Annotated in this window: 22 protein-coding genes; 1 reads left to right on the forward strand and 21 read right to left on the reverse strand. The window is 72.4% G+C overall.

What is annotated here, in order from left to right; translation table 11 throughout:
- Positions 1-186: 186 nt before the first annotated feature.
- From GA0070216_RS17085 to GA0070216_RS17130, 10 genes are all read right to left on the reverse strand, one after another.
- Positions 187-522: a VOC family protein gene (locus GA0070216_RS17085; RefSeq protein WP_091246925.1), complete on the reverse strand. Its 336-nt coding sequence runs from the start codon at positions 520-522 to the stop codon at positions 187-189.
- A complete protein-coding gene (locus GA0070216_RS17090; protein ID WP_091246927.1) occupies positions 519-1,502 on the reverse strand; it encodes an LLM class flavin-dependent oxidoreductase in 984 nt (327 codons plus the stop codon). The genes GA0070216_RS17085 and GA0070216_RS17090 overlap by 4 nt, the downstream gene beginning before the upstream one ends.
- A gap of 9 nt (positions 1,503-1,511) precedes the next feature.
- Positions 1,512-2,483 carry an enoyl-CoA hydratase/isomerase family protein gene (locus GA0070216_RS17095; RefSeq protein ID WP_091246929.1) on the reverse strand — a complete coding sequence of 324 codons (972 nt, stop codon included), beginning with the start codon at positions 2,481-2,483 and terminating at the stop codon, positions 1,512-1,514.
- A 15-nt stretch (positions 2,484-2,498) separates the two neighbouring features.
- Positions 2,499-3,491, reverse strand: a complete 993-nt coding sequence (locus tag GA0070216_RS17100) for an LLM class flavin-dependent oxidoreductase (RefSeq protein WP_091246931.1) — start codon at positions 3,489-3,491, stop codon at positions 2,499-2,501.
- On the reverse strand, positions 3,488-5,227 hold the full coding sequence (locus tag GA0070216_RS17105; RefSeq protein ID WP_091246934.1) for a class I adenylate-forming enzyme family protein: 1,740 nt from the start codon (positions 5,225-5,227) through the stop codon (positions 3,488-3,490). The genes GA0070216_RS17100 and GA0070216_RS17105 overlap by 4 nt, the downstream gene beginning before the upstream one ends.
- On the reverse strand, positions 5,224-6,231 hold the full coding sequence (locus GA0070216_RS17110) for an LLM class flavin-dependent oxidoreductase (protein WP_176739007.1): 1,008 nt from the start codon (positions 6,229-6,231) through the stop codon (positions 5,224-5,226). Before GA0070216_RS17110 ends, GA0070216_RS17105 begins: the two co-directional genes overlap by 4 nt.
- Positions 6,228-7,319: an LLM class flavin-dependent oxidoreductase gene (locus GA0070216_RS17115; protein WP_091246939.1), complete on the reverse strand. Its 1,092-nt coding sequence runs from the start codon at positions 7,317-7,319 to the stop codon at positions 6,228-6,230. The genes GA0070216_RS17110 and GA0070216_RS17115 overlap by 4 nt, the downstream gene beginning before the upstream one ends.
- A gap of 73 nt (positions 7,320-7,392) precedes the next feature.
- Positions 7,393-8,424: an acyl-CoA dehydrogenase family protein gene (locus tag GA0070216_RS17120; protein WP_176739008.1), complete on the reverse strand. Its 1,032-nt coding sequence runs from the start codon at positions 8,422-8,424 to the stop codon at positions 7,393-7,395.
- A gap of 13 nt (positions 8,425-8,437) precedes the next feature.
- Positions 8,438-9,589, reverse strand: coding sequence for an acyl-CoA dehydrogenase family protein (locus GA0070216_RS17125; protein ID WP_091246944.1), 1,152 nt, complete (start codon positions 9,587-9,589; stop codon positions 8,438-8,440).
- 33 nt (positions 9,590-9,622) lie between these two features.
- The gene (locus GA0070216_RS17130; protein ID WP_091246946.1) at positions 9,623-11,170 is read right to left on the reverse strand and encodes an AMP-binding protein; all 1,548 of its coding nucleotides are present in this window, start codon (positions 11,168-11,170) and stop codon (positions 9,623-9,625) included.
- Positions 11,171-11,238: 68 nt separating this feature from the next.
- Between GA0070216_RS17130 and GA0070216_RS17135 the strand changes: the two genes are divergently transcribed.
- On the forward strand, positions 11,239-12,225 hold the full coding sequence (locus tag GA0070216_RS17135) for an MBL fold metallo-hydrolase (RefSeq protein WP_091246948.1): 987 nt from the start codon (positions 11,239-11,241) through the stop codon (positions 12,223-12,225).
- Positions 12,226-12,356: 131 nt separating this feature from the next.
- Here the strand turns inward: GA0070216_RS17135 and GA0070216_RS17140 are convergent, their stop codons facing one another.
- From GA0070216_RS17140 to GA0070216_RS17190, 11 genes are read right to left on the reverse strand one after another with little or no spacing between them, the layout of a single operon-like run.
- On the reverse strand, positions 12,357-13,910 hold the full coding sequence (locus GA0070216_RS17140; RefSeq protein ID WP_091246950.1) for a class I adenylate-forming enzyme family protein: 1,554 nt from the start codon (positions 13,908-13,910) through the stop codon (positions 12,357-12,359).
- On the reverse strand, positions 13,907-15,430 hold the full coding sequence (locus tag GA0070216_RS17145) for a class I adenylate-forming enzyme family protein (RefSeq protein WP_091246952.1): 1,524 nt from the start codon (positions 15,428-15,430) through the stop codon (positions 13,907-13,909). The genes GA0070216_RS17140 and GA0070216_RS17145 overlap by 4 nt, the downstream gene beginning before the upstream one ends.
- Entirely contained in the window at positions 15,430-15,924 is a 495-nt protein-coding gene (locus tag GA0070216_RS17150) for a VOC family protein (RefSeq protein ID WP_091246955.1), read from the reverse strand. Before GA0070216_RS17150 ends, GA0070216_RS17145 begins: the two co-directional genes overlap by 1 nt.
- Before the next feature lie 31 nt (positions 15,925-15,955).
- On the reverse strand, positions 15,956-16,876 hold the full coding sequence (locus tag GA0070216_RS17155; RefSeq protein WP_091246957.1) for an SDR family NAD(P)-dependent oxidoreductase: 921 nt from the start codon (positions 16,874-16,876) through the stop codon (positions 15,956-15,958).
- Entirely contained in the window at positions 16,873-18,057 is a 1,185-nt protein-coding gene (locus GA0070216_RS17160; protein ID WP_091246959.1) for an acetyl-CoA acetyltransferase, read from the reverse strand. Before GA0070216_RS17160 ends, GA0070216_RS17155 begins: the two co-directional genes overlap by 4 nt.
- Entirely contained in the window at positions 18,047-19,465 is a 1,419-nt protein-coding gene (locus GA0070216_RS17165) for a zinc ribbon domain-containing protein (RefSeq protein ID WP_141723121.1), read from the reverse strand. The genes GA0070216_RS17160 and GA0070216_RS17165 overlap by 11 nt, the downstream gene beginning before the upstream one ends.
- A 17-nt stretch (positions 19,466-19,482) precedes the next feature.
- Complete coding sequence (locus GA0070216_RS17170) at positions 19,483-20,274, reverse strand: ABC transporter ATP-binding protein (protein ID WP_091246965.1); 792 nt, start codon at positions 20,272-20,274, stop codon at positions 19,483-19,485.
- Positions 20,271-21,161 (reverse strand): ABC transporter permease, encoded by an 891-nt coding sequence (locus GA0070216_RS17175; RefSeq protein WP_091246967.1) that lies wholly within the window; start codon positions 21,159-21,161, stop codon positions 20,271-20,273. Before GA0070216_RS17175 ends, GA0070216_RS17170 begins: the two co-directional genes overlap by 4 nt.
- 2 nt (positions 21,162-21,163) lie before the next feature.
- Entirely contained in the window at positions 21,164-22,087 is a 924-nt protein-coding gene (locus GA0070216_RS17180; RefSeq protein WP_091246972.1) for an ABC transporter permease, read from the reverse strand.
- The gene (locus tag GA0070216_RS17185) at positions 22,084-22,929 is read right to left on the reverse strand and encodes an ABC transporter ATP-binding protein (RefSeq protein ID WP_091246975.1); all 846 of its coding nucleotides are present in this window, start codon (positions 22,927-22,929) and stop codon (positions 22,084-22,086) included. The genes GA0070216_RS17180 and GA0070216_RS17185 overlap by 4 nt, the downstream gene beginning before the upstream one ends.
- Before the next feature lie 2 nt (positions 22,930-22,931).
- On the reverse strand, positions 22,932-24,455 hold the full coding sequence (locus GA0070216_RS17190) for an ABC transporter substrate-binding protein (protein WP_176739009.1): 1,524 nt from the start codon (positions 24,453-24,455) through the stop codon (positions 22,932-22,934).
- Positions 24,456-24,461 lie beyond the last annotated feature (6 nt).

Below are 24,461 nucleotides of genomic sequence, written 5' to 3' on the forward strand. Positions count from 1 at the left end.
TCCGCCCTGTCCGCCCTGTCCCGCCCCGGTGATCAAGAGGTTTGCGTCATCGTGGAGATCGATCCTGACGTTTTCCTCTTGATCACCGGGGTGGGCGGAGCGGAGTGGGCGGAGGCGGAGGGAGTGGGCGGAGGCGGAGGCGGAGGGAGTGGGCGGGGGCGGGGGCGGGGGCGGGCGGGGGGTGGGTTAGGGGTGGGGTTGGTAGAGGGTCAGGGGGTTGCCGGCGGGGTCGGTGACCAGGGTTCGGCGTTCGTGGGGGCCGGTCACCGGGTCGGTGGCGGTGGCGCCGGCGGCGACCAGGCGGGCGACGCAGGCGTCCAGGTCGTCGACCTGGACGCTGAGCACTGTCCGGCCGGCGACGGGTTGCTGGGTGGCGTCGGCCAGGCCGACGGTCACCGTGCCGTCGGTGACGGCGGCGTAGCGGTCGCCGTCGCGGAAGCGCACCGTCAGGCCGAGCGCCGTGTAGAAGGCGAGTTGGGCGTCCAGGTCGTCGGCGGGGACGATCACGTGGCCGATCCTCATCGGCGGAACCTCGGCATGACCTCGCGGGCGAACCGCTCGACGATCTCGATCGACCGTGCGATCGGCAGCCCGAGCCACTGGGCCCGGAACACGAAGTGGTTGTAGCCGGCGTCGGCGAAATCCTGGATCTTGGCGGCGATGTCGTCGGGCGAGCCGAAGAAGAGCGCCTTCTCCTTGATGGCGTCCCACTGCGACTCGAAGAAGTCCATGCCGTACTGGACGTACTCGCCGTAGGAGCGTTTCACCGCGTCGCCGGCGACGGCGAACGCGGCGTCGGCGGAGTCGGCCACACACAGGTCCCGGTGGATCGGGAAGACCGCATCCCGCTCGTCGAAGCCGGCGGCCCGACGCTGTTCGCGGTAGTCGGCCAGGTTGCCGACGGCCCAGTTGCGGCGCACGTTGGACGGGGCGAGCCAGGGCAGCCCCTGCCGGGCGATCCGGGCGATGCCGGTCGGGCCGTTCGCGCCCACCCAGACCGGCGGATGCGGACGCTGCACCGGCAGTACGCTGCACCGCACCCCGTCCAGGGTGAAGTGCTTGCCCTCGTGGTGCACCGGCTCCCCGGTCCACAGTTGCTGCATCACCGCCAGCGCCTCGTTCATCCGGGACACCCGGGTACGCCGTTCGATGCCGAACGACGTGAACTCGGCGTCCCGGTAGCCCGAGCCGATGCCCAGGACGAACCGGCCACCGGACATCTGGTCGATGGTGGCGATCTCCTCGGCCCAGTGCACCGGGTGGCCCAGCGGCAGGATGAGGATGCCGGTGCCCAGTTGCATCGTCCCGGAGTGGTCGATGAGCCGGCTCAGCAGCGGCAGCGGCTGCGGGGTGCTCAGCGACGACAGGTAGTGGTGGATACCGAAGACCGAGTCGTAGCCCAGGTCGCGGATGTGCTGGACGTACTCGACGGTCTCACCGACCCGGCGACCCAGGTCGTCGCCGGGGGTGTACTGGTGGTCGAGCAGGATGCCGAACTTCACGCCGGTCGCCTACTCTTCCCGCGACCGGCTGTCGCTGAGCCGGAAGTAGGGCGCCACCAGCCGGTCCCGGTCGGCCAGCGCCTGCGCGATGCCCTTCTCCCGGCGCTCCTTGAGGAAGTTCCAGTCCCCGTCGGCGAAGCTGACGTTGGTGGCCCAGCCGTGCCCGACCCAGCCGGTCATCGCCCCGAGCCCCTTGCCCCGGGCCTCCATCACCACCTGCATCATCGACTTGCCCATCATCAGCGAGTCCAGCGGCATCACCGCGATCGCGTCGGCGTAGTCGTCCACCCAGCGTTGCAGTTCCTCGCGTGCGACGACCTTGGTGACCAGGCCCTTGCGCTCACCCTCCTCGGCGCCGATCGCCCGCATGGTGAGCATGACGTCCTTCATCGTGGTCAGGCCGACCTTCTCGATCCAGTGGTACATGTCCTGCGGGGCGGGACCGAGGTAGCGGAACGCCGGGTGGGTGAACCGGGCGTCCGGGGAGGCGATGACGATGTCGGCCGAGAGCGCGATCTGGAAGTGCCCGCCGTAGCAGTAGCCCTGCACCTGGCAGATGGTCGCCTTGAGCGACTCGATGATCGGCCGGGTGAAACCGGAGCTGAGCACGTTGCGGTCGGGCAGGATGCGCTGGCGCTGGGCGGGACGCCGCCGGGACGCCTTGTCGGTGCCGGTCTTGTAGCCGATGTAGTGGCCGAGTTCGGCGGCGTCGGCGCCGGTGCCGAAGTGCTCACCCTCCCCCTTGAACACGATGACCTTGACCCGGTCGTCGGTCTCCGCCTCCTTCACCAGGTCGCCGACGCGTTCGAAGGCGGCCACCGGGATGGCGTTGAGCCGCTCGGGGCGGTCGAAGGTGATGGTGGCGACGGCCCGTTCCTCGTCCACGTCGTACCGGACGTACTTGGCGAGGACCTCGGGATCGACCTCCATGTTCTCGACGTCCCACTGGCTTTCCAGCAGCTCGGCTTCGGTCTTCTTCACGGCGGATTCCTTAGGTCAGGTGGTACGGAAGGCGGGGATCACTTCGGTGGCGAACAGCCGCAGCGAGGCGCGGAGCTTCTCGGTCGGCATCCCGAGCCACCCGGGACGGAAGATGAGGTGGTCGAAGCCCAGGTCACGCAGCGCGCTGATCCGCTCGACGAGGAGTTCGGGCGAGCCCAACAGCAGCGTGTTGCGGACCAGTTCGTCGAAGCGGTCCCGCTGCCAGCGCAGCGCCGGATACTCGGCGTACGTCGAGTACTCGACCCGGGCGTGCGGCAGCGCCTCCGCGACGGCCTGTTCGGTGCTCGGCGCGCAGTACAACTCCACCCCGACGGGCCGCTGCACCGTCGCCGGGTCCCGGCCGTACTCGGCCAGCGCCTCGTTGTAGACCGCCAGGTGCTCCGGCAGGAACCGGCGGCTCGGGGAGTTGCCCGGCGCGTACCAGGCGTCGCCGAGCCGGGCCGCCCGACGGACCGCCTTCTTGCCCCCGGCGCCGATCCAGATCGGTGGGCCGCCCGGGGTCAGCGGCGGGATGCCGATGGTGGCGTCGACCTGCGGATAGAACTCCCCGTCATGGGTGACCGGCGCGCCGCTCCACAGCGCCCGGATGAGCCGCAGGCTCTCGTCGAACCGACGGAACCGGGTCTCCGGGTCGACGCCGAACGCCGCGAACTCGTTCTCCCGGTAGCCCGCGCCGACCCCGAGGACCACCCGTCCGCCGGAGAGGTGGTCCAGGGTGGCGAACTCCTCGGCGACGTGCACCGGATGGAACATCGGCAGCAGCAGGATGCCGGTGCCGAGCAGCATGTCGCCCGAGCGCGGGATCAGGCTCGCCAGCATCGAGATCGGCTGCGGGGTGGCCAGGTTGGACTGGAAGTGGTTGATCGTCCACACCGAGTCGTAGCCCAGCTCCGCGGCCAGTTCGACGGTGCCGAACAGGTCGTCGAGGTGCCTGCGGAGGTCGTCGCCCGGCGGGTACTGGTGCGACGCCATGATGCCGAACCTCATCGGCTCCCCCTAGCTGTCGATCGGCTGGTCCCGCCGTCGTCCGGCCGGGACACCGCCACGGAGGCGGTCCTGTCCGCCGCCGGCAGGGCGGCCGCCGCGCGGTCGACCTCAGTCGTGTCGGGCGACGTTGCCGCCGCGCGGCTGGTCCCGCCCGCCTCCGGCAGGAGGGCCGCCGCGCGGCTGATCTTGCCGGTGGCGCTGCGTTCCAGGGCCGGCACGAACTCGATCCGCCGGGGGGCCTTGAAGTGGGCCAGCCGCTCCCGGGCGTACGCGACGAGCCGCGCGGTAAGGTCGGTGTCGGAGACCGCGTCGTCGGCCACCCGGACCACCAGCGCCACCGGGATCTCGCCCAGCCGGTCGTCCGGCCGGCCGAGCACCCGGACGTCCCGCACCAGCGGATGCGCCCGCAGTTCGTCCTCGATCTCCTCCGGCCAGACCTGGAAACCCCCGCACTTGATCATGTCCCGCTTGCGGCCGACCAGGAAGAGCACCCCGTCGGCGTCGACGTAGCCCATGTCGCCGGTGTGCACCCAGCCGTCCCGGACCAGCTCGGCCGACGCGGCGGCGTCGTCGACGTACCCCCTGGTCAGCGCGGAGCGGACCACCACCTCGCCCGCCGCGTCGGTCGGCAGCGCCGTGCCGGCGTCGTCGCGGATCTCCAGCTCGACGCCCGGGTAGACCCGGCCGGCGGAGCCCGGCTTCCACCGGCCGGCCTTCATGTCCCGCCCGGTCCAGCCGGCGATGTGCCCGGCCTCGGTCGAGCCGTAGTTGACCAGGATGGGCACCCGGTAGCGCTGCTCGAACGCGCGCCGCACCGGCCAGGAGATCGCCTGCCCGGCCACCAGGACCGACTTGACCCCGTCGAACGGCAGATCCCGGTCGGCGTGCACGATGTCGAAGACCATGGTGGGCAGCAGGAAGAGGTTGTCGAAACCGAACCGTGCCATGAGGTCGGCCAGCCGGTCGACGCCGAAGCGTTCCCAGACCACCGCCGGCCGGCCGACGAAGTACGCGAACAGCAGCGAGTGCTGGCCGCCGCTGTGGAACAGCGGCAGGGCGATGAGGTTCGGCCTGGCGTCCGGCGCGGCGGTGCCCTCGGCCTCGGTGCCGGTGGTGACCCGGGCCAGCCGCATCAGCGACTCCCGCGTCCCGCCGTGGGTGACGCTGACCGCCTTCGGCCGCCCGGTCGTGCCGCCGGTGAACAGGATGCACGCCTCGGCCTCCGACCCGACGTCGACCCCGGTGACCCGCACCTCCCGCCGCCACGGCAACGCCGGCACCCCGGCCAGCGACGCCGTGACGGAGCGCACCGGGACCGGGTCGGCGGCACCGCCGGCGGCACCGGTGGAAGCGGGCCGGGTGGCGTCCTGTGCGGCGAGGAACCCGGCGACCACGTCGGGCCGGCGGTCGTCGACCAGCAGCAGCCGGGGCGCGGTCTTCGCCACCGACTCGGCCAGCTCGGCGGCGTTGTAGAGGCTGCTCACGGTGACCGGCACCGCGCCGATCTTCCAGGCGCCGAAGAGCAGGAACACGCTCTCCGGGCCGTTGGTCAGATAGCAGGCGACCCGGTCGCCGGGGCCGACGCCCTCGGCCCGCAGCGCGGCGGCGACGCCCCCGGCGAGCAGGTCGATCTGGTCGAACGTCCAGGACCGGCCGTCCTCGCCGTACAGGCCGGGCAGGTCGCCCCGGTCCGCGCCCCGTCCCTCCAGGACGCCGGCCAGGTTGCCGGCGCTCACCGGGTCACCCCGGGCGCGGTCGCCGGGGCGGCGAGCCTGGGGATGACCTCCGCGCCGAAGCGGGCGAGCTGTGCCATCGCCTCGTCCTGGCCCGCGCCGACGAACTGGTGCCGCAGCGAGACCTCGGTGATGCCCAGCTCGGTCTCCCAGCGGCGCAGCTTGGTGACGATCTCGTCGGCCGACCCGACCAGGCAGTCCTCGGCCAGGTAGCGGTCCAGGTCGAGGGACTGGGCGTCGTCCCAGGACTTGTAGCCCGCGTACTGGCGTTGCAGGTGCGGGCGGACGGCGGCGACGGCCGCCGGGTAGCTGTCACCGAGGTACGCCTCACGGCTCATCGGGTACTCCCGGTCCAGCGGGAAGCCGCGCTCGGCCAGGTCTCCCCGGTAGATCCCGAGCAGTCGGGCCAGTTCCTCGTCGTTGCCCTTGGGGCCGATCAGCCACGGGGCGTCCAGTCGGGCGGCGCGGCGGATCGCGGGTTCGGCGAACGCGCCGATCCACAGCGGTGGGCCGCCGGGCTGGGCCGGGCGCAGCGCCAGGGACGCGCCGGGGACCTCGCCCCAGCTGCCGGCGATGTCGATCGTCTCGCCGTTCCACAGGGAGCGCAGCATCGGCACGTACTCCCGCAGTCGCCGCAGCCGGTCCTCCCAGGCGACGCCGAACGCGGTGGTCTCGCGGCGACGGTAGCCGGCGCCGATGCCTACGGTCAGCCGGCCGTGGGAGAGCACGTCGAGCGAGGCCAGTTCCTCGGCGAGCGCGACCGGGTTCAGCAGGGGGGCCAGCAGGACCCCGAACCCGATCCGGACCCGGGAGGTGGCGTGGGCGAGGTAGCCGGCCAGCGGGATCGGCTGGACGAACGCCGATCGGGCCAGGTAGTGGTGGCCGAGGTAGACGGCGTGGAAGCCGGCCGCCTCGGCGGCGGCGGCCTGGGCCAGTACGCCGTCGATGCCCTCGGTGGCCGACGCCGACGGATCGAACTGGGCGCTCAGGAAGCAGCTGATCTTCACCCGGCGACCGCCTCGGGAGTGGGCACGCTGTCGGCGACACGCTCCTGGGCCCGGAAGTGCGGGATGACCTTGTCGGCGAACTCCTCCATCGAGCGCAGCGCGGCCTTCCGGTCCAGGGACGGAATCCGCAGCCAGCCGATGTAGTGGTTGATGCCGAGCTGCTCGCGCAGCATCTCGATGGTCTCGATGACATGCTGGGCCGAGCCGAAGTTGCCGCCGTGGGTCAGCGTCTGCTCCAGGGTCAGCAGTTCGATGTTCTTGGCGACGGCCGCGTAGTAGGCCCGTTCCTTGGCGATGGCGTCCTCCGAGCCGGGGATGACCTTGCCGACGGACTTGTAGTAGTTCATCGCCGCCTGGGCGGCCGCGCGCAGGCCCTCCTCGCTGTCACCGCACCAGACCTGCTGCATGAACGGCAGGTCGTAGGTGGAGATGTCGAAGCCGTTCTCCCGCATGCTCTGCCGGTAGAGGTCGAAGTTCTTCTGCATGATGCCCAACGGCGTGAAGTTCGGTGAGGTGATGATCGACTCGCCGACCGCGCCGCGCTCCCGGAAGCTGTCCGGGGAGACCGTGCCCTGCAGGATCGGCGGCCCGCCCGGCGTGTACGGCCTCGGGTAGGTGGTGACGTTGTCGTAGTGGAAGATCTCGCCGTGGTAGGAGAAGTTCTCCTGCGACAGTGCGAGCCGCAGGATCTCCAGGGTCTCCTGGTAGCGCTGCTTCGACTCCGCCAGGGGCACGCCGAAGCCGGCGAACTCGGCGGGCTGGTAGCCCCGGCCGACGCCGATGGAGACCCGGCCGCCGCTGAGTACGTCGAGGGCGGCGATGTCCTCGGCCAGCCGCAGCGGGTGGTGCAGCGGCAGCACCAGGACGGCGGTGCCGATGGTGATCTGCCGGGTCCGTTCGGCAACGGCCATGCCGAAGTTCACCGGGCTGCCGAGGATGCCGTACTTCGAGAAGTGGTGCTCGGCGAGCCAGATCGAGTCGAAGCCCAGCTCGTCGGCCAGCTGGATCTCATCGAGGGTCTCTCGAAGCACCTGGTGGTCCGATGCGCCGTCGGCCACCGGGAACAGGTTCATGATTCCGAACTTCACGGCCTTCTCCTCATTTATTCCGACCAGCCGGTATGTTACTGCCCGGGTTGCTGCCCGGCAAGACTTGCGCAGGTCAGGCCCGCGACGTCGGGCGGGAGCGGATGCGCAGCTCCCCGGTTCGACGGCGGTGCCAGGAACCCCGCCCGCACCGGGCGTCGAGCACGAAGGCCCGGCGCAGGAACAGGTGCGGGTCCGCCTCCATGGTGATGCCCATCCCGCCGTGGACCTGGATGCACCGCTCGGCGGCGAAGACCGCCGCCTGACCGGCCGCCGCCTTGGCGGCGTGCACCTGGATGCCGGCGTCCGGCCGGCCGTTGTCCACCGCCCACGCCGCGTACAGGGTCAGGTCCCAGGCCGCCTTGCGGGCGGTGGCCGCCTCGGCGAGCGGGAACGCGACCCCCTGGAACGCGCCGATCACCCGACCGAACTGCCGACGCGTCCGGGCCTGCTCGGCGGCCAGGTCGACCGCCCCCTGCGCCACCCCGCACAGCTCGGCCGCCACCACCAGCGCGGCCCGCAGCGGGCCGGCCCCGGCGGGCTGCGTCCGCTCGGGCGCGGCCAACGTCAGGTCCGCCAGCGGCACCGACGGGTCCAGCGACTGCCGCGCGGTGGTCCGGACCGGGTCGGCGAACCAGACCCCGTCCGGGCCGAGGGCGACGACGCCGTCCGCCTGCGCCGCGTACGGCACCAGGGTCCGCACCAGCGGGTCCGGCGACACCCGGTCGGCCCACCCGGCACTGCCCGGCACGTCGACCGCCGGGGTGAGCACCCGGCGGCCGTCGAGCACCTCGTCGGGGAGCGGACCGGTGCGCCGCTCGTCGCCGCAGAGCAGTTGGACCGCCGCCGCGTGCGCCGGGAACCGGCTCGGCACCAGCCGCTCGCCGAGCGCCTCGACGGCGACCAGCAGGTCGATCAGGCCCGACCCGATGCCACCGGCCGGCTCGGGCACCCCGAGCAGCCCGAAGTCCCGCAGCAGTGGCCCGTCAGCCGCCGGGGCCCGCCACGGGCCGGCCAGCAGCTCGCGGGCGGTGCCGCGGTCGGCGTCCGCGAGCGAGCCCACGGTCGCACCGATGTCCCGCTGTTCCTGGGTGAATGTTGCGCGCACCAGACCACTCCGCTCAGCGTGAGCGGGGCAGGCGCAGCACCCGCTCCGCGAGAATCGACTTCTGGACTTCCTCCGTGCCGCCCTCGATCGTGTGGGCGCGGGCGCGCAGGTAACGACGCATCCGGGCGGCGGCGCCGTCGCCGTCGACCAGCACCCCGCCGGCCTCGTCGAGCTGCACGGCGAGCCGGTTGGCGTGCTGCACCACCCGGGCCCACAGGCTCTTGAGCGCCGAGGTCTCCGGCCCGGGTACGCCGCCGGCCCGGCTCTCGCCGAGCATCCGCATCGACCCGATCCGGACCGCCTCGGCGTCGCACTGCAACGCGCCCACCGCGTCGACGAACGCGCTGTCGTCGGCCACGCCCCGCGCGACCGCGACGTCGATCAGCCGGTCGACCGCCTGGCGGGCCCACACCCAGAGGTTGAGCGCCATGCTGCCGCGTTCGAACGCGAGCGTGGTGAGCGCGACGGTCCAGCCGTTGCCGACCCCGCCGAGCACGTCGGCGTCGGCGACGAACACGTCGTCGAGGAACATCTCGTTGAACTCGGTGTCCCCGTTGATCATCTCCAGCGACCGGACGGTGAACCCGTCCATCGGCGCGAGGAAGTAGGTGATGCCCTGGTGCTTCGGCGCGGCGGCGTCGGTACGGGCCAGCAGCAGGCAGTGCGACGCGTTGTGCGCGTTGGACGTCCAGATCTTGGCCCCGTTGATCCGCCAGCCACCGTCGACCCGGGTCGCCGCCGTGGTCAGGCTGGCCAGGTCCGATCCCGAGCCGGGCTCGCTGAAGCCCTGACACCAGTACTCGTCGCCGCGCAGGATGCCGGGCAGGTGCCGGGCCTGCTGGGCGTCGGTGCCGTGCGCGATGATCGTCGGCCCGGCCAGCATCATGCCGACCCCGTTGAGCGGGTACGGCGCACCGCGTACCGCGGCCTCCTCGTTGAAGACGGCCTGGGCCAGCGCGTCCATCCCCCGGCCCCCGTGCGCGACCGGCCAGGACAGGCCGGCCCAGTTGCCGGCGCAGAGCCGGTCCTGCCACACCCGCGACCAGTGCTCACGCGCGTCCTGGGACAGCTCCTCCTGGTCGGGCACGTCCGCCAGCGCCCCGTCGAGCCACCTGCCGACCTCGTGCCGGAACGCCAGGTCGGTGTCGCTGTCAGCGAAGTCCATGCCCACCTCCCACCGGTTCGTCGATGTCGCCGGTCATGCGCTGGCCTCTTCGGCGCGCGTGAGCCGGGCCTTGTAGAGCTTGCCGTTCGGGTCCCGGGGCAGGGCGTCGCGCAGCACGTAGGACTCCGGGCGCTTCGGCTTGGCCAACCGGTCGGTGAGGTAGCGGCGCAGTTCCGCCAGCGCCGCGTCCGGGTCGGGCGCGGCGTCGGCCAGCACGACGTGCGCCTGGGGCACCTCGCCGAACTCCGGATCGGGGGTGCCGACCACGCCGACGTCGGCGACCCAGTCGTGGCTGATCAACGCCGCCTCGATCTCGGCCGGATAGACGTTCACCCCGCCGACCAGGATCAGCTCGGCCGCGCGACCGGTGATGTAGAGGAACCCGTCGGCGTCGACGTGGCCGACGTCCCAGACGGTCATCAGGCCGTCGCGGCGCGCGCCGTCGGTCTTGCCGGGGTCGTTGTGGTACTCGATCCGGTCGTCGCCCTGGCGCATGTAGACGATGCCGGTCTGCCCGACGGGCACCTCGTTGCCCAGCTCGTCGAGGATGCGCAGGGTGGAGATGGAGGCCGGCCGGCCGACCGTGCCCGGGTGGGCCAGCCACTCGTGGGGCCGCGCGACGGTGGTGCCGACCTCGGTCGAGCCGTAGTACTCGTAGACCACCGGGCCGAACCAGTCGAGGATGCGCTGCTTGACCTCGCGGGGGCAGGGCGCGGCGCCGTGCAGCACGTAGCGCAGCGAGGAGATGTCAGCGCCGGCACGGACCGGCTCGGGCAGTTGCAGCAGGCGGTAGAAGTGGGTCGGCACCATGCTGGTCCCGGTGACCCGGCGGGCCTGGACCCGGCGCAGGAAACCCTCCGGCGTCCAGCCGTCCATCAGGACCATCGTGCCGCCGGCGTGCAGCGCGCCCATCGCCGGAGTGATGTTGGCCGAGTGGTACATCGGGGCCGACACCAGCCAGGACGCGAACGCGTCGCGCTCCATGCCGAACTCCCGGAACAGCCAGACGTAGGTCAGCGCGCCGGTGTCCGCGTCGACGCCGCTGAGCGGGCGCTTGACCCCCTTGGGCCGGCCGGTGGTGCCCGAGGTGTACATCATTAGTGAGCCGGCCGGGGTGTCCGCCGGGCTCGTCGCGGGCATGTCGGCGGTGAGCGCCGACAGCGGGCGGGCCCGGTCGGTGCGGGGCAGGCCGTCGACGAAGACCTGGATGCCGGGGGCGGCCTCGGCGGCGGCGACCACGACATCCTCGACCCGCTCGGCGCCCACCACCACCCGGGCGGCGCTGTCGGCGAGGATGTAGCCGACCTCGGGCGCGGTGAGGTGGTAGTTGAGGGTCACCAGGTAGAGGCCCGACTGCATCGCCGCGAGATAGAGCGCGACCAGGCCGGGGCTGTTCGTCATCACCGCCGCGACGGTGTCGCCGGGCCGCAGACCCGCGTGGGTACGCAGCCCGTGCGAGATCCGGTTCACCTCGGCGAACAGGTCACCGTACGAGATCCGCCGATCATCGGCGGTCACGATCGCGCACAGGTCCGGTTCTGCGGCTGCCCAGAGCCGGAACCCGGTCCGCTCCTCGCTCATCGGACTCCTTGAGCTAGATTCCGACCATCCGGTATGTTGGTGTCCCACAGTAAGGGAGCCTCCCGACGATGTCCAGACCCGTGAGCGACGCCCACGCCGCCACCTGGCGGGCCCGCCAGGTGCCGGTCCCCGCCCAGGTCGTCGACGGTGTCTGGGCCATCCCCGTCCCCCTGCACGGCAGCGCCCTGCGGTCCATCACCGTCTTCCTGATCGCCACCGGCGACGGACCGGTCCTCGTCGACGCCGGCTACGACCACCCGAGTTGCTGGGCGTCGTTCCAGCAGTCGGTGGCGGCCGTCGGTCAGCGGGTCGACGCCATCACGGCGGTCCTGCTCACCCACAACCACCCGGACCACGTCGGGTTCGCCGACCGGGTGCGGGCCGCCTCCGGCGCGCGGGTGATCATGGGTGGGGCCGACGACTTCGCCACCATGCACCGACAGCGCAGCACCTTCCTCCAGCAGGTACGCACCGCACTCGACCTGACCGGCGCCCCGCCCGACGTCGTCGCCGCCATGTACGCCGACGCCGTCGCCGTCGCCGCGCACCCGGAGAGCCTGCGGCTCGACGTGCCGCTGACCGGGGAGACCGAGTTCCGCTTCGGTGACGTGACCCTGCGCGCCCTGCCCGCCCCCGGGCACACCTACGGGCACACCGTCTACGTCGACACCCGGGGACTGGTCTTCACGGGCGACACGATGATGGCCGAGGGACCCACCCAACTGGCCATCGTCAGCCGCCCCGACGACGATCCGGCCGCCGACCTGTTCCGCACGCTGGCCCGCATCCGCGACCTCGGGGCCGCCATCGCCTGCCCCGCCCACCAGTTCCCCTACCGGGACGTCGCCGCCCGCGCCGAGGCCCTCACGGCCTTCCACCGCGACGAGGTCGAGACGGTCCGGGGCCTGGCCCACGACGGGAGCACCGCGTGGGACCTCGCCCGACGGATGACCTGGAAGAAGCCGTGGGACGCGCTGGGCCGGGGCACCCGGCGGTTCGCCCTGGTGCACACCCTCGCCCTGCTGCGCCACGCCACCGCCACCCGCCGGGACTGAACGCACCAGCGGCGGACGCGCCGGCCCTGAACGCACCGGCCCGGCGGCCGGTGCGGCCCGGGTCCCGGCGGGCAGGCCGGAACGACAACGACGCGGTGGAGCCGGGGGGACGGCCGGTGGCGGCCCGAGACTCAGTCGCGCCGCGCCTCGTCGTACGTCCAGTCCGGGCACAGCGTCGTCCGCAGCTCCCGCAGGCACCGCTTGAGCACCTTGCCCGACGGGTTGGTGGGGAACTCCGGCACCAGGTAGATCTCCCTGGGCACCTTGAACCGGCCGAGCCGCTGCCGGGCGTGCGCGATCAGGGCCTCGGGCGTCAACCCCGGCCGGCCGACCACGAACGCGGCCGGCACCTCCTGCCACACCGGGTGCGGCGCGGCCACCACCGACGCGGCCAGCACCAGCGGATGGTCCGCCAGCACGTTCTCGATCTCGGCGCTGGACATGTTCTCGCCACCACTGCGGATCATGTCCTTGAGGCGGTCCCGGATGTACAGGTAGCCGTCGGCGTCGAAGCAGCCGATGTCACCGGTGTGGAACCAGCCGTCCCGGAACGCGGCGGCCGTCGCCACCGGGTCGTCGAGGTAACCGGGGCTCACCTTCGGCCCCCGCGCGACCACCTCACCGTTGGCACCGACCGGCACGTCGTTGCCGTCGGGGTCGACCACCCGGACCTGGACCCACGGCACCGGCAGCCCCACCGAGCCCTGCTTGGACTCCTGGTGCGCGGCGTCGAGATAGGTCAGCCCGCTACAGGTCTCGGTGAGGCCGTACCCCTCGATCAGCCGGGCGTACGGGAACAACTCCCGGGCCACCCCGAACAGCGCCGAGGTGACCTGCGAGAAGATCAGCCAGCGTACCGACGACAGGTCGGCGCCGACGGTCGTCGCCTCGCGGCGGACCATGTCCAGCATCGTCGCCGCCATCACCATGCCGGTGATCCGCTCGGTCCCGATGGCCCGCAGCACGGCCGCCGGCACGAACCGCCGGTGCAGCACCATGCAGCCGCCGACGTGCCAGATGCCGTAGCCGGGCAGGTCGGTGCCGCCGACGTGGTAGAGCGGTGCGACGTTGAGGATCCGGTCGGTCGGTCGCAGCCCCAACTCGACGATCTGGGCGTGCATGTTCATGTTCACGTTGCCGTGGGTGAGCAGCACCCCCTTGGGCAGGCTGGTGGTGCCGGAGGTGTAGACGATCCGTTGCAGGGCCGTGTCGTCGAGGTCGGCGTCGGCGACCCGCACGCCCCGGTGCGCCGCGACGAGCGCCCGCACGTCAGTCCAGCCGTCGTCGATCGGTTCCAGCGCGAAGCGACGGACGTCCGGCAGGTCGGCGAGCGCGGCGGTGGTGAGCGCGGCGAACTCCGGCACGGTGGCGACCGCCCCGACCCGCGCGTGCGCCAGCAGGCGGGCCAACTCCCCCGCCGTGAGCCGGTAGTTCAGCGGGACGAAGACCGCGCCGAGTTTCGCCAGCGCCAGGGAGAGGATGAGGAACTCGGGGACGTTGTCCGCCACGATCGCCACCCGGCTGTCGTGGCGTACCCCCTCGGTGGCCAGCCCGGCGGCCAGGGCGTTGACGTCGTCGTCGAGCTGCCGGTGGGTCCACCGGCGGTCGTCGAAGACGAGCGCGTCGGCGTCGGCGAACCGGCGGGCGTTACCGGCCAGCATCGCGGCGAGGTTCGCGGTGCTCACCCGGACACCGCCGCCTCGCGCAGGGCCTTCTTGAGCACCTTGCCGGAGTCGTTGCGCGGCAACGACGTCACGAGCTGCACGTACCGGGGGACCTTGTAGCGGGCCAACTCGGCCCGGCAGTACGCGCGCAGCTCCTCGGCGGTGCCGGTCGCGCCGGGGCGCAGGATGACGAACGCCTTGGGCACCTCGTCCCACTGCGGGTCGGGCACCCCGACCACGGCGACCTCGGCGACGTCGGGGTGCTGGGCGAGGACCCGCTCGATCTCGGCGCTGGCGACGTTCTCCCCACCGGATTTGATCAGGTCGGCCCGGCGGTCGACGAACCACAGGTAGCCGTCGGCGTCGATCCGCCCCACGTCGCCGGTGCGGAACCAGCCGTCGCGCCGGCTGCGCCGGTTGGCCTCGTCGTCGTTCCAGTAACCGGGCGAGACCTTCTCCCCCCGGACGATGATCTCCCCCTCGACGTCCGCGCCGACCGGCTGGAAGTGCTCGTCGACGATCCGCAACTGCACCCCGGGGAACGGCGCCCCGAGCGCGCCCAGCTTGCTCTGCTCGTGGGCGGCGTCGAGATAGCAGACCCCGTTGCACAGCTCGGTCATGCCGAAGGTGTCGATCAGGCGGACGTGCGGCAGCCGGCGCTTCACCTCCTGGCGCACGCTCGGCGCGACCCCGGCGAAGAGCAGGTAGCGCAGCGCAGCGAGGTCCGGGGGGTCGTCCAGGTCGAGCAGCCCGAACAGGATCTGCGCGGCCAGCACCAGGCCGGTGATCCGTTCCTCGGCGGCGATCCGGGCGATGTCGGTCGGCTTGAACGTCGGGGTGAGCACCATCGTCGCGCCGGCCACGAACGTGGCCAGGCCCGGCGCCTCCAGCCCGCTGACGTGGAACAGCGGGGCGGAGACGAGGATCCGGTCGGCGGCGGTCAACTCCAGTTCGAGGACCTGCGCGAAGTGGTTCGCGGTGAGGTTCCCGCAGGTGTGCACCACCCCCTTGGGGCGGGCGGTGGTGCCCGAGGTGTAGAGCAGCCGGTGCACGTCGGAGGGGCCCTTGTCGGCGTCGGCGACCCGGACGCCGGGTGGCTGACCGGCCAGCAGGTCGGCCAGCCGCCGCGCATCGCCGACGGCGGAGTCCCCGTTGGCGACCAGCGTCCGTACCCCGGTGCTGGTCGCCAGCCGGGCGGCGTCGGCGGCGAAGTCGTCGTCGTAGAGCAGGCCGGTGACGCCGGCCTGGTCGAGGACGTACGCCTGCTCGTTGACGTGCAACCGCCAGTTCAACGGCACCGAGATCGCCCCGAGCCGGCTCAGCGCCAACAGCTCGATGACGTAGGTGGCGGTGTTGCGCCCCAGCACCCCGACCAGGTCGCCGTCGGCGAGGCCGGCGTCGCGCAGGGCGGCGGCGTGCCGGTCCACGTCGGCGTCCAGTTCCGCGTACGTCCAGCGGGCGGCCCCGTCGACCAGGGCCTCGGCGTCGGCGCGGCGCAACGCCTGGCGGCGCAGCGTCTCGGTGAAGTTGCTGCCGGCCATCAGTCGACGCTCCCCCGCCGCCGGGCCAGGATCTCCTCCCGGGACGGCAACGACACGAACTCCAGCAGGTTGCCGTCGAGATCCCGGGCGGCGAAGGCGGTGATGTACCCGTAGTTGTCCAGCAGCACCCGGTTGGGCACGGACAGACACTCCGCGCCCAGGTCGGTCAGCCGTTGGTGCAGGTCGTCCAGCTCGTCCAGGGGCACCTCGAAGCTGAGCAGGAAGGTGCCCAGCTCCAGGTGGCCGGCGGTGGCGGTGCGGGTCTTGACGCCGTTCCACTCGATGAGTTCGAGCTGGCCGACCCGGCTGGGGCCCTGGAGGTACTGGACCCGGCCGGTGGTGCCGGCGGGCAACCCCAGCGACACCTCGATCCCCGGCCCGCCGACGTCGGTCCGCAGCGTCCGGCGGTAACCCAGGGCCCGCTCGTAGAAGTCCGCGGCGCGGTCGACGTCCGAGACGGTCATGGCCACGTGGTGCACTTCGCTGACCGGCATGATGCCTGCCTTCCGATGGGGTTCGCGCGGTTCAGGCGGACGGTCCGGACGACCCGCCGAGGACCCGTTGGATCAGGGTGACCTCGTCGGCGCCGCTGTCGGGCACGATGAAGTCGTCGAGTCGGCAGATGTCGTCCACCGCGTCGAGGATGTCGTCGGGCGAGGCCGGGGCGGCCCCGCCGTACCAACCGGGGGTGACGCCCAGGAAGATCCGCCCGACCCGGCCGCCGCCGACGGTGAGGATGTGCCGGTTGAGCTGGCACTGCTCCGAGGCGAGGAAGGTCGCCACCGCCGCCACGTGCTGCGGGTCGAACCGGTCGGTCAGGTCGCCGAGGAGGTTCTCGGTCATCCGGGTCGCCGCGGTGGGCGCGATCGCGTTGACCAGGATGCCCCGGCGGGCGCCCTCCAGCGCGAGCACGTTCATCAACCCGATCAGGCCGGTCTTGGCGGCACCGTAGTTGGCCTGGCCGAAGTTGCCGAACAGGCCGGACGACGAACTGGTCAGCACGATCCGGCCGTAGCCCTGGGCGACCAGGTGCGGCCAGGCGGGCCGCAGCACGTGGAACGCCCCGGCCAGGTGCACGTCGAGCACCGCGCTGACGTCCGCGTCGGTCATCTTGGCCAGCGTCCGGTCCCGCAGGATGCCGGCGTTGTGGATGACGGCGTCGACCCGGCCGTACGTGTCGATCGCCCGACCGACCAGATCCGCGCCCCCGGCGGCGGTGGCCACCGAGTCGGTCGACGCGACGGCGGTGCCGCCGGCCGCGCGGATCTCCGCCACCACCTGATCGGCCGCGCCGGAGGAACCCGAGCCGTCGACCGTCCCGCCGAGGTCGTTGACGACCACCGACGCGCCGCGCGCGGCGAGGGTCAGCGCGTGCGCCCGACCGATGCCGTTGCCCGCCCCGGTGACGACGACGACCCGGTCGTCGAGGGTGACCCGGGCGCTCATCGCTCGTTCCCCAGGACCGCCACGAACGCGACGCAGGAGCCCGGTTGCCCACCGAGGTTCTGGGCCACCGCCAACCGGGCGTCGGGCACCTGCCGTGCGCCGGCCTCCCCCCGCAACTGGGTGAAGCACTCGAACATCATCCGCAGCCCGGTCGCGCCGATCGGGTGGCCGAACGACTTGAGCCCGCCGTCGGTGTTGACCGGCAGCGCCCCGTCGGCGTCGTAGCGCCCGTCGAGGATGTCCCGCCAGGCCTTGCCGCGGGCGGAGAACCCGAGATCCTCCATCAGCACCACCTCCGTCGGGGTGAAACAGTCGTGCACCTCGGCCAGCGAGATCTGGGTCGCCGGGTCGGTCACCCCGGCCTGCGCGTACGCCTCGCGGGCGGCGGTGACCACCTCGGGAAAGGTGGTGAAGTCGTAGCCGTCGGCGGCCATCCCGGACCCGGAGCCGGCGACGAAGCTCATCCCGCGCAGGTAGACCGGCTTGTCGGTGTACCGGTGGGCATCCTCGGCCCGGACCAGGATCGCCGCCGCCGCGCCGTCGGAGACGCCCGAGCAGTCCATGACGCCGAGCTGACCGGCGATCCGGGGGGACCGCTCCACCGTCTCGGCGGAGACGGCCTTGCGGAACTGGGCGCGTTCGTTGCGGGCGCCGTTGGCGTGGTTCTTCACCGCGACCCGGGTCATCGCGGCGCGCATCTCCTGCGCGTCGACCCCGTACGCCGCCTGGTAGGCGGGGGCGAGCAGGGAGAAGCCGGCCGGCGCGGTCCAGTCCACGTCGGTGCCGTCGGCGGGTGGGAAGACCGCCGACAGCCCGGAGTACGAGGAGTCCTTCAGTTTCTCCACCCCGGTCGCCATCACCATGTCGTACGCGCCGGAGGCGACCGCGAAGGCCGCGTTGCGCAACGCCTCCGAGCCGGTGGCGCAGTAGTTCTCCACCCGGGTCACCGGCTTGCCGGCCAGCCGCAGCGGGCGGGCCAGGGTCTGCCCGGACAGGCCGGACCCCTGGGTGCCGACCCAGAACGCGTCGACGTCGTCGAGGGTGACGTCGGGCAGCGACCCGACGCACTCCTGCACGGCGTCGACGAGCAGGTCGTCGGCGGAGGAGTTCCAGTGGTCCCGGAACGGGGTGCAGCCCATCGCGACGATCGCGACGTCGTGGGTGGTGCGCCTACTGGCCATCGGCGGTGTCCTTCCCTGGCGCGGCGTCGGCGGGTGCCGGGCGGAGCTTCCAGAAGTAGTTGTGGATCGAGTCGGTGGTCCAGAGCCGGCGGAAGGTGGGAGTCATCGGCATGCCCACCACCACGTCGCCCGGTGCCACGTCGGTGGCGTACGCGCTGAGCCGGCCGCCGCCGTCCACGTCGGCGACGACGATCGCCACCTCCGGTTCCGGCATGGTCGTCAGGTGGTCCCGGGTCACCGAGACCACCCGGGCGGTGCGTTCGCGCAGCGAGACCTTCCCGGTCGCGGCGTCCGACCCGGCGATGCCGCAGGACGCGCAGACCCGCCCGGGCGGGGTGGTGACCCGGCCGCAGGCGTCGCACCGGCTGCCCTCCAACCGGTACTTCCAGCCGGCCCGGCGGTGCATGGGCGGGGCTGCCGGGGCCGGTGCCGCCGGCCGGGCCGGGCCCTGCACGTCGAGCAGCCCACGCCAGCGCAGGTAGCGGCCGTAGCCGAGGCGCTGGCGGGCGGCGAGTTGCGCGCGGACGGCGGGGCCGCCCCGGGCCGCGCGTACCCCGTCGCCGACCCGCAGGACGAACGCGTCGGCGCCCTCGGTGGCCGACAGCAGCAGGATGGTCTGGCCGGGCTGCGCCTCGTCGAGCGCCGCGGCGAGCAGCAGGCCGGGGTGGGCGACGCCGGTGAAGCCGGTGGCCCGTTCGATGGTCGCGTCCTGCCCCGTGCCGCCGAGTGCCCGGCGCAGCGTCGTCGCGGCCCGCACGTTCGACGACGACACGACCACCTGGTCGACGGTGTCGAGGGATGCCTCGGCCAGCGCCCGGCGGGCGGTGTCGAGGCCGGCGGCGACGAGGATCTCGGCGGTGAACCGTTCGTCCCAGACCCGGTCGTGCCGCTCCCCGGGCAACCGCCAGCGGTCCAGCACCTCGCTGGTGTGGCCGGCGCGGGCGAGGAGCACGGCGGCCCGCCGGCCGCCGACGAACGCCGCGGCGGCGTCACCCTGGGCCAGTTCGTCGGGGGCGCCGGGGCGGGTGGTCCGCACGTCGGCCAGGGCCGCCGTGGCCACGCCCCGCAGGACCAGGTCGAGGGCGGACGCGCCGGCCCGGTGGCCGCGCAGGTCGAGCGCGGTGACGCCGGGGTCGAGCCCCAGCGCCTCGTGCGCCACCCCGGCGGAGGTCTTCGCCTCGTACGGGGCGCTCGTGGTGGCCAGCAGCAGGTGCCGCCCGGCCGGGGTGTCGGCGGCGATGTGCCGCAGCGCCTCGACGGCCATCGTGACGGTGTCCTCGTCGTAGCCGGCGACGCTGCGGGTGGGGCCACCGGCACGCGGCGGCACGGTCGGGTCGAGCCTGTTGTCGTCGAGCGCGTACGCCGGGAGGTAGGCCGCGTAGGCGTCGATGCCTGGCTGGTCGGGCATGGGTCGCGGGTTCTCCTTCAGCTCCACGAGGGAATGGCGGCGAGCAGGCGTCGGGTGTACTCCTGCTGCGGTTGGTCCAGCACGGTCAGGGCGTCGCCCTGTTCGACGACCCGCCCGCCGCTCATCACCGCGATCCGGTCGCACAGGTCGCTGGCGAGCATCAGGTCGTGGGTGACGAAGAGCAGGCCGATGCCGAGTTCGTCGACCAGGGTGCGGAACAGGTCGACGACCTTGGTCTGGGTGGTGACGTCCAGGGCGGTGGTGCACTCGTCGGCGATCACCAGCGCGGGGCGGGTGACGACGGCGAGCCCGATGGCGACCCGTTGCCGCAGGCCACCGGAGAGCTGGTGGGGATAGCTGGCCAGCACCCGGGCCGGATCGGTGATCCGCATCTGCGCCAGCACCTCCACCGACCGCCGCTCGACCTCGGCCCGGGTGATGCCCCGGACGTGGCGGCGCAGCACCTCGGCGAGCTGGGTGCGGACCTTCAGCAGCGGGTTCAGCGACCGCGACGCGTCCTGGAAGACCATGCCGACGGCGCTGCCCCGGACCCGGTCGGTCCGGTCGACGCCGGGAGCCACCACCTGCTCACCGGCGACCACGATGGTGCCCTGGTCGACCCGGACGTTGCGGTCGAGCAACCCGACGACGGCGCGGGCCAGGGTGGTCTTGCCGCTGCCGGACTCGCCGACCACACCGACGATCTGGCCGCGCCGGATCTCCAGGTCGACGTCGTCGAGCAGCCGCAGGTCGCCGACGGCGAGCCGGGCGGTGATGGACAGTCCGGAGAGCTTCAGCAGTGCGCTCATCGCCGCCTCTTCCGCGGGTCGTGGTGGGTGAGCAGCGCGTCGCCGAGCAGGTTGACCAGCAGCACCAGGGCGGTGATGGCGAGCCCGGGGAAGAAGGCGATCCACCAGGCCTGGCTCAGCTCGTCCTGGCCCGAGGCCAGCATCGAGCCCCAGCTGTTCATCGGCGGCACCACGCCCAGGCCGAGGAAGCTCAGCGCGCTCTCGACCAGGATCGCCGTGCCGACCTGGAGGGTGCCGAGGGCGACGATGGTGCCGGCGAGGTTGGGCAGGATGTGCCGGAAGACGATCCGGGGCTCGGACGCGCCGGCCGCGCGCAGGCCGATGACGAACTGGCGTTCCCGGATCGCCATGGTGGCCGCGCGGGTGACCCGGGCGCACACCGCCCAGCCGGTGAGCGCCAGCACCAGGAACAGCACCGGCAGCGAGCTGCCCCGGTTGGCGATGATGGCGAGGGCGACCAGGATGAACGGCAGGGCCAGCTGGGCGTCGATGAGGATCGAGATGACCCGGTCGACCCAGCCCCGGAAGTAGCCGGCCAGCAGGCCGAGCAGCGTGCCGGGGCCGATCGCGACCAGCGCGCCGACCAGGCCGATCACGATGGTCAACCGGCCGGCCGAGACGAACTGGGTGAGCAGATCCTGACCGAGCTTGTCGGTGCCGAGGGGGTGCGCCCAGCTGCCGCCGGCGAGGAAGGCCGGCGGCTGGCGGGTCGCGGCCAGGTCCTGGCCGCGCTCCGGCAGCAGCCCGGTCAGCGGCAGCACGAACACCGCCACGGCGGTCACCGCCAGCGGCAGGGCCAGCCAGAAGACCGAGGTACGCGCCCGACGGCCGGCCCGCCGGGGTGGTGGCGGCGCGGCGGTGACGGGGTCGAGTTCGAGTTGGCTCATGGTCACCTCACCCTCGGGTCGACGATCGAGTGCAGGACGTCGACGAGCAGGTTCAGCACGACGAAGACCAGCGCGCCGAACACCACGATCGCCTGCACCAGCGGGAAGTCACGGAACTGGATGGCCTGCAACGCGAGCTGCCCGAGCCCCGGCCAGGAGTAGACGTACTCGACGGCGACCGCGCCGGAGAGCAGGATGCCGGTCTGGAGCACCACGATCGTCAGGATCGGCATCATGGCGTTGGTGAAGGCGTGCCGCCAGATCACCCGGCGGGTGCTGATGCCCCGGGCGCGGGCGGAGTCGATGTACGGCTCGGCCAGCGCGTCGCTCATCGACGCCCGGGTGAGCCGGGCGATGTGCGCCATCGGGTAGACCGACATGGTGAGCGCGGGCAGGATCAGGTGTTTCGGGCTGCCGGACTGTCCGGCGGGCAGCCAGCCGAGCTTGACCGCGAACAGCACCACCAGCATCATGCCGAACCAGAAGACCGGCACCGACTGGCCGAGCAGGGCGAGCGTGGAGGCTCCCCGGTCCCACCAGGTGCCCTCCCGGGTCGCCGCGAGCACCCCGAGCGGGATGCCGACCAGCAGGGCGAGGGCCATGCCGGCACCGACCAGTTGCAGGGTGAACGGCAGCCGGTCGGCGATCATCGAGGTGTTCGACTGGTAGAACTGCAACGACTGGCCGAGGTCGCCGGTGAAGACGCCCTTGAGGTAGTCGAGGTACTGCACGAGGACGGGCAGGTCCAGGCCGAGCTGGTGGCGCAGCGCCTCGCGTTGCTCGGGCGGGGCCAGCGGGCCGAGGATGGTGGCGGTCGGGTCGCCGGAGAGGCGGCCGAGCAGGAACGCCAGGCTGAGCGCGATGAGCAGCGAGGCGAACAGCGACGCGAGCCGGCCGCCGACGCGGCGTACGGTGCTGGCCTTCATCGGCGGGACCTCCAGCGCGCGCCGGGCATCGCGGCGAGCAGTTCGCGGGTGTAGTCGTTCTCGGGGGCGCCGAAGACCCGGTCGCAGGGTCCCGCCTCGACGACCCGGCCCCGGTACATCACGTGCACGACGTCGCAGAGCGAGCGGACCACGGCCAGGTCGTGGCTGATCATCAGCAACGCCGCGCCGGTGGTGGTCCGGATCTGCCGCAGCAGCGCCAGCACGTCGGCCTGGACGGAGACGTCGAGGCCGGAGGTCGGCTCGTCGGCGACGATGAGGCGCGGGCGCATGAGCAGCGCGCGGGCGATGCAGACCCGCTGCGCCTGACCCCCGGAGAGCTGGTGGGGATAGCGGTCGAGCAGGTCCGCGGCGAGCCGGACCCGGCCGAGCAGGTCGGCGTCGCCGATCCAGGAGGTCCGCTCGGGTTGCAGGGCGCGTAGTTCCCGCAGCCCGGACCGGACCGACTGGCGGGGGTCGAGCGAGCCGTGCGGGTCCTGGAAGACCACCTGCACCTCGGGGCGCAGCCGCCGCAGCCGGGTGCGGCTGATCGCCGAGAGCGAGTGGCCGAGCAGCCGGACGTCGCCCTGGCCGCGTGGACCCAGCCCGGTCGCCGCCATCGCGAGCGTGGTCTTGCCGGAGCCGGACTCGCCGACGACGGCGACGCTCTCGCCGGCCGCGATGCGCAGCGACACCTGGTCGACCGCGCGGAAGACCGCGCCGGTGCCGCCGTCGCGGTGCTCGACGACGAGGTCGTCGACCTCCAGCACGGGGGTGTCCGACGCCGGGGTGCGGGGGTGCCGGGCGAGGTCGCCCGGCACCCCCGTCTCCACTACCTCGGACATCGTCAGCGGGTCGTCTTCGTGAAGTCCACGGTGTTCAGCGGGCCGAACACCACGCCGGAGACGCCGGGGCCGGTCGCGTAGTTGAACACCTGCCGGTACAGCGGCACGTAGCAGTGCTTCTGGACCACGCCGATCGTGTTGAGCTGCTCGTAGATCGGGTTGGCCTGCTGGGCGTCGTTCTGCTCCAGGGCCTGCTGGGCCAGGGTGTCGATCTGCGGGTCGGGGCAGTTGCCGGTGATCGACTTCGTCTTCATGAAGCCGCTGACGAAGTAGTCCGGCACGGCGACGTTCGGCACCCCGGCGAAGATCGAGATGCCGGGCACCTGGCGACCGATGATCCGCTTGACCAGCGTCCCGTAGTCCAGCGGCACGTAGCTGACCTTGAAGCCGGCCTTCTCCAGGCTGCCACCGACGGCCTGGGAGACCTCTTCGATGTTGGTGTACTGGGCCGCCGGGTAGGTGATCTGCACGGTCGGGTTCGCCCCGCCGACCAACTCCTTGGCCTTGGCGGCGTCGGCGGTCACGCTCTGCGTCGGCTGCTGACCGGGCTTGACGTTGAGCAGGCCGGCGTCGGCCACCGCCTGCCCGTCGAAGATGCCCTTGACGATGGCGTCGCGGTCGATGGCCAGGGCCGCCGCCTCGCGCAGCTTCGGGTCGTTGAACGGCGCCTTCGTGGAGTCGAGGAAGGCGACGATCTTGATGGCCGTCTCGGTGCTCACCACGTTGACGCCGGCGGACTTGGCCGCGCTCGCCTGTGCCGGCGGCAGGTCGAAGGAGACGTCCACGCTCTTGCTCTGGATCAGCGCGAGCCGCTGGGCGGCCTCGTTGGCCCAGGTGAAGGTGACGCCCTCGTTGGTCGCCTTGGTGCCCCAGTAGTCGGGGTTCTTCTTGACCGAGATGTCCCGACCGGCGTTCGCGCCCGACCAGACGTACGGGCCGGTGCCGACCGGTGCGGCGGCGAAGCCTTCCGAGCCCTTCTCCTGGTAGTACTTCGGCGGCACCAGGTAGACGGTGGCGAGCAGGTCGGGGATGTCGTACTGCGGGGTCTTGGTCTTGACCACAACGGTGGTGGCATCGGGCGCCTCGATGGCGGTGACGTTGCCGAAGTACGACTTGAGCTGCGAGGCCGCGCTGTCCCGGGTGAGGGTGATGGTGTTGGCCACCGCCGCCGCGTCGGCCTTCTCGCCGTTGCTGAAGCTGATGTCGGGACGGACCTTGAACGTCCAGGTCGTCGCGTCGGTGCGGGTCCAGCTGGTGACCAGGCCGGTGTCGGTCGGCGCGAGGTCGTTGCCGGTGTTGATCAGGGGTTCGAGCATCGTCGCCCAGACGATCTGGGCGGAACGCGCGCCGACGATCGGGTCGAGGGTCGCCGGTTGGGCGGCGAGCAGCGCCCGGATCGGGGCGGTGCCGGACGAGCCGGAGTTGTCGGAGTCGGAGCCGCCGCACCCGGTGAGGCCGGCGCTCGCGACGGTCAGCGCGGCGGCCAATGCCAGGAAGCGCCGGGAGCGCAGGGATTTCATGATCATCATGGG

The organism is Micromonospora matsumotoense (assembly GCF_900091525.1).
GTDB lineage: Bacteria > Actinomycetota > Actinomycetes > Mycobacteriales > Micromonosporaceae > Micromonospora > Micromonospora matsumotoensis.

Bases quoted from the DNA above. Each gene is read 5' to 3' on its own strand.
- GA0070216_RS17170 (WP_091246965.1), bottom strand. From the start codon at position 20,274: ATGAGCGCACTGCTGAAGCTCTCCGGACTGTCCATCACCGCCCGGCTC.
- GA0070216_RS17085 (WP_091246925.1), bottom strand. From the start codon at position 522: ATGAGGATCGGCCACGTGATCGTCCCCGCCGACGACCTGGACGCCCAA.
- GA0070216_RS17165 (WP_141723121.1), bottom strand. From the start codon at position 19,465: ATGCCCGACCAGCCAGGCATCGACGCCTACGCGGCCTACCTCCCGGCG.
- GA0070216_RS17145 (WP_091246952.1), bottom strand. From the start codon at position 15,430: ATGGCCGGCAGCAACTTCACCGAGACGCTGCGCCGCCAGGCGTTGCGC.
- GA0070216_RS17135 (WP_091246948.1), top strand. From the start codon at position 11,239: ATGTCCAGACCCGTGAGCGACGCCCACGCCGCCACCTGGCGGGCCCGC.
- GA0070216_RS17160 (WP_091246959.1), bottom strand. From the start codon at position 18,057: ATGGCCAGTAGGCGCACCACCCACGACGTCGCGATCGTCGCGATGGGC.
- GA0070216_RS17100 (WP_091246931.1), bottom strand. From the start codon at position 3,491: ATGAGGTTCGGCATCATGGCGTCGCACCAGTACCCGCCGGGCGACGAC.
- GA0070216_RS17130 (WP_091246946.1), bottom strand. From the start codon at position 11,170: ATGAGCGAGGAGCGGACCGGGTTCCGGCTCTGGGCAGCCGCAGAACCG.
- GA0070216_RS17150 (WP_091246955.1), bottom strand. From the start codon at position 15,924: ATGCCGGTCAGCGAAGTGCACCACGTGGCCATGACCGTCTCGGACGTC.
- GA0070216_RS17190 (WP_176739009.1), bottom strand. From the start codon at position 24,455: ATGATCATGAAATCCCTGCGCTCCCGGCGCTTCCTGGCATTGGCCGCC.
- GA0070216_RS17180 (WP_091246972.1), bottom strand. From the start codon at position 22,087: ATGAAGGCCAGCACCGTACGCCGCGTCGGCGGCCGGCTCGCGTCGCTG.
- GA0070216_RS17175 (WP_091246967.1), bottom strand. From the start codon at position 21,161: ATGAGCCAACTCGAACTCGACCCCGTCACCGCCGCGCCGCCACCACCC.
- GA0070216_RS17155 (WP_091246957.1), bottom strand. From the start codon at position 16,876: ATGAGCGCCCGGGTCACCCTCGACGACCGGGTCGTCGTCGTCACCGGG.
- GA0070216_RS17125 (WP_091246944.1), bottom strand. From the start codon at position 9,589: ATGGACTTCGCTGACAGCGACACCGACCTGGCGTTCCGGCACGAGGTC.
- GA0070216_RS17185 (WP_091246975.1), bottom strand. From the start codon at position 22,929: ATGTCCGAGGTAGTGGAGACGGGGGTGCCGGGCGACCTCGCCCGGCAC.